General features: G+C 34.5%; 10 protein-coding genes. 9 read left to right on the forward strand and 1 reads right to left on the reverse strand.

Features of this window, described 5'->3' with window-relative positions; genetic code table 11:
- Positions 1 to 69 precede the first annotated feature (69 nt).
- From ACFCYN_RS11105 to ACFCYN_RS11120, 4 genes are all read left to right on the forward strand, one after another.
- Positions 70 to 1,794 carry an AAA family ATPase gene (locus ACFCYN_RS11105; RefSeq protein WP_375949320.1) on the forward strand — a complete coding sequence of 575 codons (1,725 nt, stop codon included), beginning with the start codon at positions 70 to 72 and terminating at the stop codon, positions 1,792 to 1,794.
- A 667-nt stretch (positions 1,795 to 2,461) separates the two neighbouring features.
- Positions 2,462 to 3,277 carry a DUF5995 family protein gene (locus ACFCYN_RS11110; protein ID WP_172447005.1) on the forward strand — a complete coding sequence of 272 codons (816 nt, stop codon included), beginning with the start codon at positions 2,462 to 2,464 and terminating at the stop codon, positions 3,275 to 3,277.
- 109 nt (positions 3,278 to 3,386) lie between these two features.
- Complete coding sequence (locus tag ACFCYN_RS11115) at positions 3,387 to 4,568, forward strand: cytochrome P450 (RefSeq protein WP_375949323.1); 1,182 nt, start codon at positions 3,387 to 3,389, stop codon at positions 4,566 to 4,568.
- Between the two features lie 120 nt (positions 4,569 to 4,688).
- The gene (locus ACFCYN_RS11120) at positions 4,689 to 5,396 is read left to right on the forward strand and encodes a M48 family metallopeptidase (RefSeq protein ID WP_375949325.1); all 708 of its coding nucleotides are present in this window, start codon (positions 4,689 to 4,691) and stop codon (positions 5,394 to 5,396) included.
- Between the two features lie 219 nt (positions 5,397 to 5,615).
- Here the strand turns inward: ACFCYN_RS11120 and ACFCYN_RS11125 are convergent, their stop codons facing one another.
- The gene (locus ACFCYN_RS11125) at positions 5,616 to 6,110 is read right to left on the reverse strand and encodes an acyl-CoA thioesterase (protein ID WP_172447008.1); all 495 of its coding nucleotides are present in this window, start codon (positions 6,108 to 6,110) and stop codon (positions 5,616 to 5,618) included.
- A gap of 366 nt (positions 6,111 to 6,476) precedes the next feature.
- Between ACFCYN_RS11125 and ACFCYN_RS11130 the strand changes: the two genes are divergently transcribed.
- The 5 genes from ACFCYN_RS11130 (at position 6,477) to ACFCYN_RS11150 (ending at position 14,540) form a co-directional block, all read left to right on the forward strand.
- On the forward strand, positions 6,477 to 9,002 hold the full coding sequence (locus ACFCYN_RS11130) for a vitamin B12-dependent ribonucleotide reductase (RefSeq protein ID WP_375949327.1): 2,526 nt from the start codon (positions 6,477 to 6,479) through the stop codon (positions 9,000 to 9,002).
- Positions 9,003 to 9,188: 186 nt separating this feature from the next.
- Positions 9,189 to 10,655, forward strand: a complete 1,467-nt coding sequence (locus ACFCYN_RS11135; protein WP_375949329.1) for a protein adenylyltransferase SelO — start codon at positions 9,189 to 9,191, stop codon at positions 10,653 to 10,655.
- Positions 10,656 to 10,859: 204 nt separating this feature from the next.
- Entirely contained in the window at positions 10,860 to 11,789 is a 930-nt protein-coding gene (locus ACFCYN_RS11140; RefSeq protein WP_375949331.1) for a DMT family transporter, read from the forward strand.
- 155 nt (positions 11,790 to 11,944) lie between these two features.
- Positions 11,945 to 12,280 (forward strand): hypothetical protein, encoded by a 336-nt coding sequence (locus ACFCYN_RS11145; protein WP_172447012.1) that lies wholly within the window; start codon positions 11,945 to 11,947, stop codon positions 12,278 to 12,280.
- A 7-nt stretch (positions 12,281 to 12,287) separates the two neighbouring features.
- On the forward strand, positions 12,288 to 14,540 hold the full coding sequence (locus ACFCYN_RS11150; RefSeq protein ID WP_375949333.1) for a glycosyltransferase: 2,253 nt from the start codon (positions 12,288 to 12,290) through the stop codon (positions 14,538 to 14,540).
- Positions 14,541 to 14,711 lie beyond the last annotated feature (171 nt).

The raw sequence follows: 14,711 nt of genomic DNA on the forward strand, positions 1-14,711 counted from the left end.
ATTTATAGGCACCAATGGGCTGAGAATTTCATAGGATATTCAAAAAATTCCCTAAAAGGAAGTCATGTCATGAAGAAATATCAATGGGTAAAATGGCGAAGAGTAATAATTTGGTTTGCAGTTATCGTTATTATTGGTGCTGTGCTTATACATGGTGGCCCAACTTACTGGAGTGTAGCATTATCGCTTGTTAGTATTTTATTTCAGCTAGTCTTAGCAATGCTGTTTATGATTATACAATTTGTAGCGCTTTTCTGGTTTCTTGCCCGGGGACGTACCTATTGGATATTGCCTGGTGAAACTGGTTCGACGTGGGATGATTATCGTGGAAACCCTGAGATTGTTGAAAATGCAAAACGAATCGTAACGCTATTAAAAGGTGTCAAAACATTTAAGGAGATGGGTGGAGAGGCAATCCGTGGATTGCTACTTTGTGGTCCTCCAGGTACAGGGAAATCCTATCTTGCTCAAGTAATTGCCAATGAAGCTCAAGTACCTTTTGCTTATGCTTCGGCACCAAGTTTTCAAAACATGTTCTTTGGCGTAGGGAATTTGAAGGTAATGGGAATATACAAAAAGGCTAGAAAGTTAGCTAATATTTACGGGGCGTGTATTATTTTTATAGATGAGGTAGACGCAATCGGAATGTCTCGTCAAGGCGGTGGAGGAGCAGGCGGCGCAGGAATGTTCGGTATGGGAATGGGATCCGGATTATTGAATGAGTTGTTATTACAAATGGACCCGCCAAATATTGATAATTCTAAAATCGCAAAATTGCTTCGCTCACTTGGGTTACGGAAAAAGAAAGCTGAGCGTCCGGCGGTTCTGACGATTGCAGCTACAAATTTACCTGATGTACTTGATCAAGCGCTACTTCGACCAGGGCGTTTTGACCGAAAACTTTGGGTAGATTCTCCAGATTATGACGGAAGAATCGATGTTTTCCAATATTATCTTAAAAAGGTGAAAAGTGATGATACTCTAACACCAGAGCGGGCTGCACTTGATACAATTGGCTATAGCCCTGCACAGATTAAACATATTGTGAATGAGTCTGTTGTAATCGCTCATCAGCGAGGCGCAGAGGTTACAAATTATACTGACTTCAGGGATGCAATGGAGACTTATGAGTGGGGACTTAAACAGCCACTTAGATCCATGAGTGAAGATGAGAAGAGTAATGTAGCTTATCATGAAGCGGGCCACGCAGTTGCTCAATATTTACTAAAACCACATGACCGAGTTTGGAAAGTAACGATCATTCGTAGAGGTGACGCTCTAGGCCTAGCAGCAACTAAACCAACAACCGAAAGATACAACCGAAGCGATAGCGAGATTCTCGCAGGTATCCAAGTTTGCTTAGCGGCTAGAGCAGTAGAAGAAGAATTTCTACACAAAAAATTAAACGGTGTTACTTCTGACCTGCAACAAGCTACACTTCTTGGTGGTGCATATTTAGGTTTAGTCGGTATGGGAGATGAACTTTTCAGCTGGAATGCATTAGGATCACAAGCAGAAGGTCTAAGAGCACTTCGACCTAAAATCAACCTTCTTCTAATGGATCAAATGAACCAAGTCAAAAAACTTGTAAAAGACCACTCTGAATTCGTACATTCAATTGCCCAAGAGCTTCTAAAAAGAGGAGACTTAACTGGTGAAGAAATTGAAGATATTTACGAAAGCTTATATGACCGCACTCGTCCTGAGCCTCCCATTGTAACGGTGGGGAGTTATTACGAGAAGAATATTCAAAGATTGTTAAAGGACTTTGATCAGTTACCTGAAAGCGAGTAAATTTGCGATTGGGGTCAGAGTGACTATATAAACAAGTGAACCCACAAGGTAATTAATTTCCTTGTGGATTTTTTACGTAATTTCTTAAATTGTGGAAAAGTGCTACATACCTAAGTACGATATCGACGAATTTTAGCGAACGATTAATAGTGAGTGGTGAGATCTAAATGAGTTCTGGCTATATATCAACAGAGAGTGGTGATTATCAAGGAGTTTTAGTCAGATATCAACAGAGGATGGTGTTAATCAAGGAATTTTAGTCAGATATCAACAGAGGATAGTGAGATATCAACGAGAATTAGCGATATATCAACGGATGATAGCGATATATCAACGAGATTTAGCAATATATCAACGAAGTTCACAACTTTATCAACAATGTTCACAGAGTGTTCGGCTTTTGAAGCACTAAATTGGTTTTAATTTAACAATCATAATGAGTTCTAGCGTTTTATGCACAAAACTTTGCGTTATGCACAAAATGCTTTATGAACGAACTACTGTGCTTTAATCACAAAGTGTCACCACCAAAAATAAAGGAATTCTCAATAGATAAACTGAATCAAAATAAAGTCCCCACAATTAAAAGTATCTTTTCAATCCCACGAGCATATTGATTAACAAATCTTAAATAGCATACTTGTCACAATAGACAGGAGAGTGAATAATGGACAGTCTTTCAAACAAGCTAGGAAACGCAAATACAATCGACGAAGTAATTAATCAATTAGATCAGATTATTTCTATGAGTAATCAAACAAAAAGTAAACTAGGATATTTTGCTTCTTTATATCGGATGGTAACCATTAAAGTAAAAGAAGGGATTTTAGCAGATCAATTTGAAGATGGTGCAAGAATGGAAAGTCTGGATGTGAATTTTGCAAATTTCTATTTAAAAGCACTCAAAAAATATTTAAATGGTGATGCTTGTAGCCTTAGCTGGCAGTTAGCGTTTCGACAAGCAGAGGGCCGTAAATCTATTTTGCTACAGAATTTATTGCTCGGTATTAACGCACATATTAATTTGGATTTAGGCGTAGCAGCTGCAATGGTATGCCGAAATACTGATATTTCATCTCTCTACAATGACTTTATGAATATAAATCGTATATTGGCATCTTTAGTGGACGAGGTAAGGGATGACATGGATCGAATATCGCCATGGATTGGTTTTTTAGACCGTGTTGATCCAAAGGCTTCTAAGGCGATTATAAACTTCAGCTTAGAGAAATCACGGAATTATGCTTGGGATTTTGCAAAAAAGCTTGCAGGAGCCAAAGAGGCAGAGTGGGAGGGGTTAATTAAATTACATGATAATGAAGTTGCATCGATTGGCAACATGGTAGCACAACCAAGTGGTTGGATGCTAAAGACTGGTTTGTGGGCAATTCGTTTGCGTGAATCTAAAAATATTGAAAGAAATTTAGATCTTTTAAATCATAATCGATTTGAAACTGCAACAACAGATGCTTTTCAATTGTAAGTTAAGGATTGTAATTTTTAGACCTTAATAGAAGAAATTTCGATTGCATTAATTGTATCGTTATTTAAAGCAATTAAGTAATCAGTACATATTAAAGGAGTGAATAAATTTGGAGGAACGTCAAAAAAGCTATGGACTTCTAGTTCGCCCAAGAGGATTAGTTGAAACGGATTTGCCTCACGATTGGTTTAAAAAGATGCGAGAGAACTCTCCTATTTCTTTTGATCCGGATCGAAATTGTTGGGATGTATTTTGCTATAAGGACGTCCAAATGGTCTTACAAAACTATAAGCAATTCAGCTCTAATAGAAATGGATCTTTTCCAACATTACTAAGCTTGGATCCTCCAACCCACCGAAGATATCGTAATATTGTAAGCCAAGCATTTACGCCTAGAGCAATTCAAGCACTTTCTCCAAGAATTAAAGCTCTTACAAATGAAATATTAGCATCACTAAAAGGAAAAAATGAGATTGATATTGTTGCGGATATTGCTTTTCCACTCCCAGTTATTGTCATTTCTGAAATGCTCGGAGTACCAAGTGAAGATCGCGAAAAATTTAAGGAATGGTCTAATATTGTAGTATCGGGTACTCAAACTCTCTCTTTTGATGAAATGAATGAGTTGAAGGCAAAACAAGGTAAAGCAATTCATGATTTACGAAACTATTTTTATCAAATAGTTGAAAAAAGGCGTGATGATCCTAAAAATGACTTAGTTTCTACTTTAATTGCTGCAGAAGTAGATGGTGAGAAATTATCAGTTGAAGAGCTATTAAGCTTCTGCTTCCTTCTACTCGTTGCAGGTAATGAAACCACTACAAATCTAATTGGTAATACAATGCTTACGTTGTTTGAGCATCCAAATGTACTGGATCAAGTATACAAAGATCATTCATTGGTAGCTGCTGTTATTGAAGAATCTCTTCGTTACCGTTCTCCTGTACATAGCATGAATCGTTTTGTCACCGAAGATATGAATTTTAATGGAATAAATCTTAAAAAAGGGCAAGAAGTTTTGGCATGGATCGGTTCAGCAAATAGAGACGAAACTGTATTTACGAGACCTGAGAACTTTGATGTTAATCGCTCTCCAAATAATTATCTATCATTTGGTTCAGGTGTGCACTTTTGTTTAGGATCGCAGCTTGCAAAACTAGAGGCGAAAATTAGTATTACAGAAATGCTAAAAACTTTACCAAATATGAAATTGGATAGAACGAGAGAGCTTACTATCATATCAAGTACATTTGTATATGGGTATAAAGAACTACCAGTTATTATAGGATAAATAGTAAAGACAATACTCGTTAACAAGAGTGTTGTCTTTACTATTTAAAAAATTAAACTTCTTCTGTTATATTATATAATTAGATAGATTTAGGATGAAAAGTTAACGATAGGTGATCAAATGATACATACATACTTAGGAGAGACAATTAGTTTTAATGTACTTTATAAAAAGAGGAAATCAATTGGTATTTATATAGACTCTTATGGGAATGTTGAGGTTCAAGCTCCTAAAGATACGCCAGACAAAAATGTCACTGAAGTATTAGAAATTAATTGGGAGTTGATTCTTCAGAAATCAAATGAAATGAAGGAGCGACTTCGAGGTCCAAAGGAAAGGGCATATGAATTCGGCGAGACATTTCTTTATTTAGGAAGCTCATATCCTATTCAGATTTCGCACGATGAAAGTATTCAGCAAGATCAAGTGGTTTTAAAAAAAGATTGTCTAAATATTATTGTAAAACAACTAGATGATGAGCGAATACAACAGGCACTTAAAAGGTTTTATTATCAGCAGTGTAAAGCAATCGTTGAAAAGAGTATCAAAAAGTATCAAAGTAATTTTAAAGTAAAACCTTCTTCGATTCGTATTACTGATAGTAAAACGAACTGGGGGACTTGTGATTCAAAAAGGCAATTAACGTTTAATTGGAAGCTAGCTATGGCTCCACAACAAGTAATTGACTACGTAGTCGTTCATGAAATGTGCCATCTCATTCATCTGAATCACGATCGTTCATTTTGGAGACTAGTAGGTAAAATAATACCTGATTATAAGGAAAGAGAAAATTGGCTAGCATTATCTAGTTGGAAAATGACTGTATAGTAGTAGTTCAAATTTCTTATTTAAAATGGGACGACTTTTGTCGTCCCATTTTTTTAAGAGTCTGCCAACCATCTTATCAACAAAAAATCCGATATATCAACAAAAATCAGTACTATATCAACAAAAACCAATACTTTATCAACAAAGTTCACAGCTTTATCAATAAAGTACACAAAGTGTTCGCCATTTCCAAATAACAACTAGATTCAACCATTTTCTTTATTTCTTATATAAAAAGTCAGCTAATTCCTTACTTTTTAGTCTTCTATTTTTACGGATTTTAGCGCGTTCTTCTCCGCCTTTGTATAAGAATTTTTCTTCCTCAGTTTCCGGAATAATTTGTGGAACTTTAATTAAACTTCCGTCTTGATCCAAGGCAACAAAAGTTAAAAAGGCAGTTGCTGCAATTTTTTCTTCACCTGTTTTTAAGTTTTCTGCAGTTACTTTAACGAAAACTTCGAATGATGAGGTACCAGTCCAAGTTACATAACTTTCGAATGCTACAGAATCTTTCATCGTGATCGGGTGAAGAAAATCTACTGAATCTGTAGAAGCAGTTACAATTGATGATCTACAGAATTTCATTGCGGAAATACTCCCGATTATATCTAAGTCATTCATCAGTTTTCCACCGAACAAAGTATTATGACTATTTACATCATTTGGTAAAACTAAATTTGTTCTAATGACTCTTGTTTCTTTACAAGTTACCATATGTTTTTCCCCATTCTTTAATTTTCTATAAATTGTACACTATTTATTGGAGAAATTATCAAACTTTATTTAAAAAAATACAATTATGGTCTTCCTACTGCAGGATGCTTATTAAGCCTCAATTCTTATAGATGCTATTTAACAGCACTTAGTTAAAAGTAAATTTGTCAATGAAATTTGTGGGAAAATGTGCAAATTTAAATAAGTTTATTTGGGTCGTTTACATTGACTTTTACTTCTTAAGTCGGTATATTTATATCTTGTTGAGACGGGATAAATACTACATATGGGTGTTATGATGAAAGTGAACACCTATATATCGATATATGGTAAAATCGATATAATCTATACGAGGAGGAACAGGTGATGATAAATACAATAATTGATGCTGAATTACCTGCGAATATACAGAAATTAAACAAAGACATAATGCATTTTCCAATGATTACACCAATTAATCCTGAAATGCATAAAACGACATTTAAAGGTGTATCTAGAACGGTTATGTTAGATCGATATGCATTTAAAGATATTAAGCTTAAAACTTTAGGAGTAGGTGACCTAGTTGTTTTAACATATAAGGATGATCCAAAGTTTCCTCGTCGTGGATATGGTGAAGTAATTGCAATCGACTATAATGATGAAGAAGTAACTGTTCAGTTAGATTCTCAATTTGAGGATGGGGCAATGATTACAGTTGCATTTAATAAAGTCGACAAGCCACTTGAAATCTTCTATGAACAAATTGCAGACCGTGTAGCACGTGGACTTGCATCTGCAGAAACTCCAGAAAAATTCTCCGAAGTAAAAGATATGTTTTATGAAATTTTAGCGAACAAAACATTTGTACCAGCGGGACGTGTGTTGGCTGGTGCGGGAACAGGGGCTTCAACTACATTTTTTAACTGTTATGTTATGCCTCATATTCACGATTCTCGCGATGGGATTGGTGAACACCGTAAGAAAGTAATGGAAATTATGTCACGTGGTGGTGGCGTAGGGACGAACGGATCAACTTTACGTCCAAGAGATACAATTGTATATAGTGTGAACGGACGATCAAGTGGATCAGTATCTTGGCTACACGATTTATCTGAACTAACAAACTTAGTCATTCAAGGTGGTTCAAGACGTGGGGCACAAATGATTATGATGAATGTAAATCATCCTGATATCGTAGAATTCATCGTATCGAAAAACCAAAATCCAAAGGTTTTACGTTATATAGCACAAACAACAAAATCGAAATTAATTCGTGAAGAAGTAGAGCGCAAATTAAAGTTTGAGCCAATTAGTACAACTGAAAAGGCTGCTTTTGAAGCTTTAATTCAACTTGCAACAAATGACGGAAAGCTGGATACACCTGAAGTAGAGCAAGCAAAAGAACTTCTTAAAGATGGCGGTAAATATTCAGTTCATAATCCTGAGTTTTTAACTGGTGCAAATATATCAGTTTGTTTAACAGATGATTTTATGAAAGCAGTTGAAAATGACGGGGAATACAAGCTTCAATTCCCGGATTTAGAAAACTATGACGATGAAATGCGTTTAATTTATGATCAAGAATGGCAGGAATGTGGAGATGTACGTGAATGGGCAGCGCGTGGATACGGTGTAAGAACATACAACACTATAAAAGCAAAAGAGCTTTGGGATTTAATTAATGTGTGTGCTACTTATTCAGCTGAGCCTGGTATCTTCTTCTTAGATAATGCAAACAAAATGACAAATGCTGTATCGTATGGTCAAAAAGTAGTTGCAACAAACCCTTGTGGAGAGCAACCACTAGCTCCATACTCGGTTTGTAATTTAGCAGCAGTTAACTTAGCGGAAATGACTGAAAATGGTAAAGTTAACTGGGAAAAGTTAAAACGAACTGTTCAAATCGGGACGAGAATGCAAGATAACGTAATTGATGCTACTCCGTATTTCTTAGAAGAGAACACGAAGCAAGCAAAAGGAGAACGACGTATTGGATTAGGTGTAATGGGATTACATGATTTACTAATCCGTTGTGGTCTTGTGTATGGTTCAGAAGCTGGAAACAAGCTAGTGGATCAACTTTTTGAAGCAATTGCTACTGCTACTTATGAAACTTCAATTGAGTTAGCGAAAGAAAAAGGTGAATTTCCTTTCTTATCAACATTTGAAGATGGAAGAGAACGTTTTATTAACTCAGGATATATGAAAAAAATGCCTGAGGAAATTCGTGAAGCTGTATTAGAAAATGGTATTCGTAACTCCCACTTATTAACAATCGCTCCTACTGGAAGCACTGGAACGATGATGAATGTTAGTACAGGGCTTGAACCTTATTTTAATTTCGTATACTTCCGTTCAGGCCGTCTAGGTAAATTCATACCAGTTGTAGCAGATATCGCGTTAGAGTGGTTAGAATCTAATGGTTATGAAGTAACGGAAGAAAATGTTTATGAGATGATTGAACATTTACCAGAACAATTTGTTGGAACGATGGATCTTTCTCCAGAAGCTCATGCAGATGTTCAATGTATTATCCAAAGATGGATCGATTCTTCAATCAGCAAAACGGTTAATGCTCCTAAAGGTTATACTGTTGAACAAGTAGCGAAAGTGTATGAAAGATTGCATAAAGGTGGTGCGAAAGGCGGAACGGTTTATGTAGATGGTTCTCGTGACGCTCAAGTGCTATCACTAACAAATGAAGAAAATGATTTTACAACTGTAGAACTAGAAGCAGTTGAAAATGTTGATACGCAAAATAATCAAGATCAAATTTCTCCAACGAAAACAGGTAATATAGGTGTAGAAAACGGAGACACTTGTCCAATCTGCTTGGTTGGTACTGTAGTTGAACATGGTGGTTGCAATACATGTGATAACTGTCAAGTACAGCTAAAGTGTGGAATATAAGTTATGGAAAAAGAAGCCAATTGAGGCTTCTTTTTTTCATACTTTTTTACTCAGTGAATAGATTGAATTGTATGGTAGAGACTAAATTGAGATATAGATTGTGAAGCAAAATCATAGTCAATCTATGGTTTTTTTGATATATGTAGAGAGAATATATTGAAGAAAAATATGGAAAAGGGGGATTAGATGACACAGGGAAATGGCGCAGGATGGAATTTTGATAATAGTTATTCAAAGCTACCAGAATTCTTTTTTGCTATTCAAGACTTAAATCCAGTCAGTTCACCAGAATTAGTTGTTTTAAATAAGCCATTAGCAGAATCTCTTGGTTTAGATGTTCAAGCACTTCAAAACGAAGAAAGTATAAATGTTTTTGCTGGGAATCAAATTCCAGAAGGTGGATTACCGCTTGCTCAAGCATACGCAGGTCATCAGTTTGCTCATTTTAATATGCTTGGGGACGGAAGAGCATTATTGTTAGGCGAACAGATTACTCCAAATAATGAGCGATATGATGTACAACTTAAAGGGTCAGGTAGAACGCCTTATTCAAGAGGTGGAGATGGTCGTGCAGCACTTGGGCCGATGCTAAGGGAATATATAATTAGTGAGGCAATGCACGCCTTAGGGATTCCTACAACACGGAGCCTAGCCGTAATAACGACAGGTGAGCAGATTCAACGTGATACTAGACTACCAGGTGCAATCATGACTCGGATTGCTGCTAGTCATATTCGTGTAGGTACGTTCCAGTATGTTTCAAGATGGGGCAGTGTAAATGAGTTAAAAGATCTTGCTGATTATACGATAAAAAGGCATTATCCAGAAATAAAAAGTGATGGTCCGAATCGTTATCTTTTATTGCTAAAGGGAGTTATTAAAAGGCAAGTTTCATTAATTATCAAATGGCAAATGGTTGGGTTTATTCATGGAGTAATGAACACTGACAATATGACAATTAGTGGAGAAACAATTGACTATGGTCCATGCGCATTCATGGATACGTATGATCCTGCAACAGTTTTTAGTTCAATTGATCTCCGTGGTCGATACGCATATGGTAATCAACCAAAAATGGCAGGTTGGAATTTGGCGCGTTTTGCTGAAACAGTTTTACCTTTATTGCATGATGACCAAGAAAAGGCGCTAGAAATAGCACAAGATGCAATTTCTGAATATCCTATTGCTTATGTTGATAATTGGGTAGCTGGAATGAGGAAAAAAATAGGATTATTTAATGAAGAGGAACAAGATAAATCATTAATTGATGAATTACTTGAAATAATGGAAAAGAATAAAGCGGATTATACGAATACGTTCAGAGCATTATCATATGGGCAGCAAGATGAACCGTTGTTCGAAACTACTGAATATAAAAAATGGGAAAACCAGTGGCAAAAGAGACTAAATAGACAATCAGAATCAAAAGAAGAATCTCTTCAACTGATGAAAGACAACAACCCTACGGTCATTCCGAGAAACCATCGAGTAGAAGAAGCATTAGAAGCAGCGACTAAAGACGGAGATTATAGTGTAATGGAGAAGTTGATTAAAGTACTTTCTAATCCATTTGTTAAGTCTAAAGAACAAGTAAATTATTGTTCACTTCCACCTGATCCGGATCGTCCTTATCAAACTTACTGTGGAACTTGATTAAACTTTACTATATAAAAGTGCTACCCTTAATTTGGAGGTAGCATTTTTTTATAATCATTTAAGAATTTGAGCATACATTTTGAATATATCTCTAAAATTTACTATATTGGTAAAAGTATATTAAAAGTTTTCGGATTCATAAAATTAGAGGGGAAGCATTTCCCTCTTTTTATTTTTAATCGATAGGCTAAAGAGAAAGAAGTGGAGAAGTTGAAGAAGCAACAAATTTACATCATTTTATTTTGTATTATGGTGGTATGGGGATTTAATGTTATTGCTACAAAAGTTCTAGTAGAAAACTTTATGCCTGTTACGATGACAGCAATTCGCGTATTTACTGCTGGGGTAAGTGTTTTTATTATTTTATTTTTAATTAAAAAAGTTCGACTACTTACTAAGAGGGAATTTGGGTATGTATTTCCTGCGATGTTATTAAATGTAGTCGCACATCATTATTTTTTATCGATTGGTCTTTCTCAAACTTCAGCATCAAACGGGGGCCTAATACTCGGGATGGGGCCACTTTTAACAGCCTTACTGTCAGTTTTCTTTTTAGGTAGTGTAATGACCTTTGTTAGAATTTTAGGCGTTTTATTTGGATTTGCAGGAGTTGCTTTTATTGTCTTCCAAAGTGGTGGCGGATTTCATGGAGTGTCACATGGAGATTTTTATGTGTTTTTAGCAATTTTAGCTCAAGCTTCAAGTTTCGTGTTAATTAAAAAAGCTTCTAAAACTTTAGACCCAAGATTAATGACTGGATACATGCTAGTAATGGGATCAATCATTTTATTTGGAATCAGTCAAATACTTGAGCCAGATGGATTGGCAAGTATGGTACATCATTCTGCTGGAATTTGGGCGGTATTTTTTGCATCTGCAGTTGTTGCTACAGCTATGGGGCATATGCTATATAATTTTGCACTTGGCAAGGTTGGTACAACAGAGGCAGCAATATTTTTAAATCTAAATCCGTTTTTTTCTCTAATTGGAGCGGTACTATTTTTAGGAGAAAAAATCGTTTTAACACAAGTAGTCGGCTTTATTTTAATTTTAATCGGTGTGCTGTTCGGTTCAGGGGTTTACGAAGATCTATCACGTAAAATTAAAAGGGATAATCAATTTCAAGCTTAATTCAATATGATTACTTAAGACAATTTACCTAAAGGTGATTGTCTTTTTTATTTTGTCTAAGAAAATGAAATTTAATCTTTACATTTCATGAAAAAAAACTTGCTATTTAGGGCATATTAAAGAGTATTCATACTATTTGGAAGGACCTCTTGATTATGACAACAATCGATCCTAGAACTCACTCGTTAAATTCAGAAATAAATGAATCAGAAATTCCTAGTTGGTTTTTAAAACTAAATAAGCTTAAAGCTAATTTTAATCATATTGAAAATGAATCGCAGTTTTATGAACAGTTTTTAACCTTCTTAACTAATGAAGAAACAGCGCTAGAGCTACAATATAAAAATTTAAAGCATATTGAAAAATTGGAGAGAGAAATCCAATTATTAGAAGAGCGTTATTCGAAAGTAATGCAATCAAAGCTTGGTAAAATAATTCGATTTTATTGGAAGTTAAAAAGATGGGCTATAAGAAAGATAAAAGGTAGGTGAGTTATTTTTGAACAAGTTTGAAATTCAACAAAGACTAGAAGAAATTGAAAAAATGAAAATCGAAATATACCAACGAATGAAGAAAGAAATCCCTGAGGACTCTAACTTTTCAAAATATCATTTCAAAAAGCTAGTAAATGGTATTAGCGTAATTGTCCCAACATATAAAGGCGAAAAGGTTATAACTAAGTGCATTGAATCATTAAAAGAACAAACCCTTTCATCAAAATATTTCGAAGTCATCTTTATTATTAACGGAGAAAAGGATCAAACGGAAGAGATTTTGATGCAATTTATAAAAGAGCAAAGTATAAATCACTTCAAAGTTCTTTATTCAGAAGCAGCTAGTGTTTCGGCGGCAAGAAATATGGGGATTCAAGAAGCATCTAAAAAATATATTACTTTCTTAGATGATGACGATTATATTTCTACTAATTATCTTGAGAAACTGTTTAATCACGCTGATGAAGATTCAGTAGTTATTTCACAAGTTGTCGATGTGGATCTAAATGGAAACATGAATCCCAATAACCCAATTAACTCCCAAATTAAAAAAGCGTTGGATAATAAACTTTATACTTATAATGACTTGAATAGTGTTTTAACAATGAACGCTTGTAAACTAATACCAACAAAGAATGTAAAAACCCAGCACTATTCTGTCGGATTAAAAAGTGGAGAAGATGTAGTATTTTTTACTAAATTATTTGCTTCACATTACTTTCATCTTAAAGTTGTGCCATTAGAAGAGCATGCAATTTATTATCGAGTTTTAAGAGATAACTCGGTTTCTAGACGTGAAAATTCATTTGAGTTTAATGTAATAGAGCGTCTTCAAGTAATGAAACATCTTGATGTTTTACTTGGAGAAACAAATAGTCCTACAATTCAACAATTCATTAAAGGGAAGATACACGCTCAATATGGATTTATAGATCGGTATATAAATAATAGCAATGAATTGAGAGAAAAAGTAACTGAAGAAGTAAATAAACATCGTTTTGTCTATTTCCCTTATTTTAGGCTATACAATGGTGAGGCACGTTCTTTAATAATTTCTTATTGTTTTCCACCTTATGTTGATACAAGTGGAACTGTGATGGCTAAACGTATTATCGAAAATAATGAAGTAGTGGACGTCATTTATAATGATATGTCAAAGGTAAGAGAAACTGATTATCGTCAAAATGCAATGGTGGATGGGTTTATTCTTAATAGAATGGAAATTTCATCTGCTAGTAGTTTTAAACAATGGAAATCAATGAAAGATTTTATAAAAAAATCTCTAAAGGAAATTAAATTTAAAGAAAAAAAAAATGGTACATATCATAAAGTTTATAGCCGAGCACTCTGGCCAGCTTCACACTTTTTGGCATTTGAATATAAACTAAAAAATCCAAAAGTAAGATGGATTGCGGAGTTCTCAGATCCAATCCTTTTGGATATTCAAGGAAATGAGCGTAAGTCTGCAATTATTGATTTAGGATTTTATAAAAAGGTTAATGCCCTTTTAAAGAAAAATAAATTCCCACTAGCGTTTAATAATAATATGTTTTTTTGGTGTGAATATATTGCTTATGCATTTGCAGATGAAATTGTGTTTACAAATGAAAATCAGATGAAGTACATGTCCGAAATGTTCCCGTTGCAAGAAATGAAAGAAGTCATTTTAAATAAAGCAAAAATTTGTAATCAACCGACATTACCGGAGCAATATTATCATGTTAAGGCAAGTAAATATGGAATTGATCCAAGTAAAGTAAACCTAGGGTATTTTGGTACATTTTATCAAACGAGAAAATTAAATGAATTAATAGAAGGGCTTAAAATAACGAAGCCTGAATTAAGAGATAAAATTAAACTTCATATTTTTACTTCTGATCCAAAGGCTCTAGCAAATGAATTATCAGGAGAGACAATTGAACAAAATATTAAAGTTAATCCGTACGTTAACTTTTTAGAGTTTTTGAATTTTACTACGAAATTTGATTGTCTAGTTGTAAACGATGCATTCACGAAAGATTATAAAGATATTAATCCTTATTTACCGTCGAAATTGAGCGATTATAAAGGTAGTGGGAATAATATTTGGGGGATTTTTGAAAAAGGTAGTATATTAAGTAGATTTGATACGAAATACAAATCAGAAATTGGTGATACAGAAGGAGCCGCTAAAGTTTTTGAATCTTTAGTTATGGAGAAGATCATTCAACAAATCAACCAATTTGATGAAGAATTACCAAATGAGAAATTAAATTAAAACCGACGATATTTTTTATGAAGCTACTTCTAAATTGAGAGTAGCGATTAATTATAAAGGGTAGATGTTTAATGGTTAAAAAAAGCTTTCATTTCCTAGGACCAATTCTTATAGGGTTGGTCTGTAGTTATTTACTTGTTATCTGGTCTCATAATTATTTGTGGAAAAACG

The sequence above is a fragment of the Gottfriedia sp. NPDC056225 genome, assembly GCF_042267765.1.
In the GTDB taxonomy this organism is placed as follows: domain Bacteria; phylum Bacillota; class Bacilli; order Bacillales; family Bacillaceae_G; genus Gottfriedia.

Excerpts from the sequence above, each read along its gene's own strand:
- ACFCYN_RS11105 (WP_375949320.1), top strand. The coding sequence starts at position 70 with ATGAAGAAATATCAATGGGTAAAATGGCGAAGAGTAATAATTTGGTTT.
- ACFCYN_RS11110 (WP_172447005.1), top strand. The coding sequence starts at position 2,462 with ATGGACAGTCTTTCAAACAAGCTAGGAAACGCAAATACAATCGACGAA.
- ACFCYN_RS11120 (WP_375949325.1), top strand. The coding sequence starts at position 4,689 with ATGATACATACATACTTAGGAGAGACAATTAGTTTTAATGTACTTTAT.
- ACFCYN_RS11125 (WP_172447008.1), bottom strand. The coding sequence starts at position 6,110 with ATGGTAACTTGTAAAGAAACAAGAGTCATTAGAACAAATTTAGTTTTA.
- ACFCYN_RS11130 (WP_375949327.1), top strand. The coding sequence starts at position 6,477 with ATGATAAATACAATAATTGATGCTGAATTACCTGCGAATATACAGAAA.
- ACFCYN_RS11135 (WP_375949329.1), top strand. The coding sequence starts at position 9,189 with ATGACACAGGGAAATGGCGCAGGATGGAATTTTGATAATAGTTATTCA.
- ACFCYN_RS11145 (WP_172447012.1), top strand. The coding sequence starts at position 11,945 with ATGACAACAATCGATCCTAGAACTCACTCGTTAAATTCAGAAATAAAT.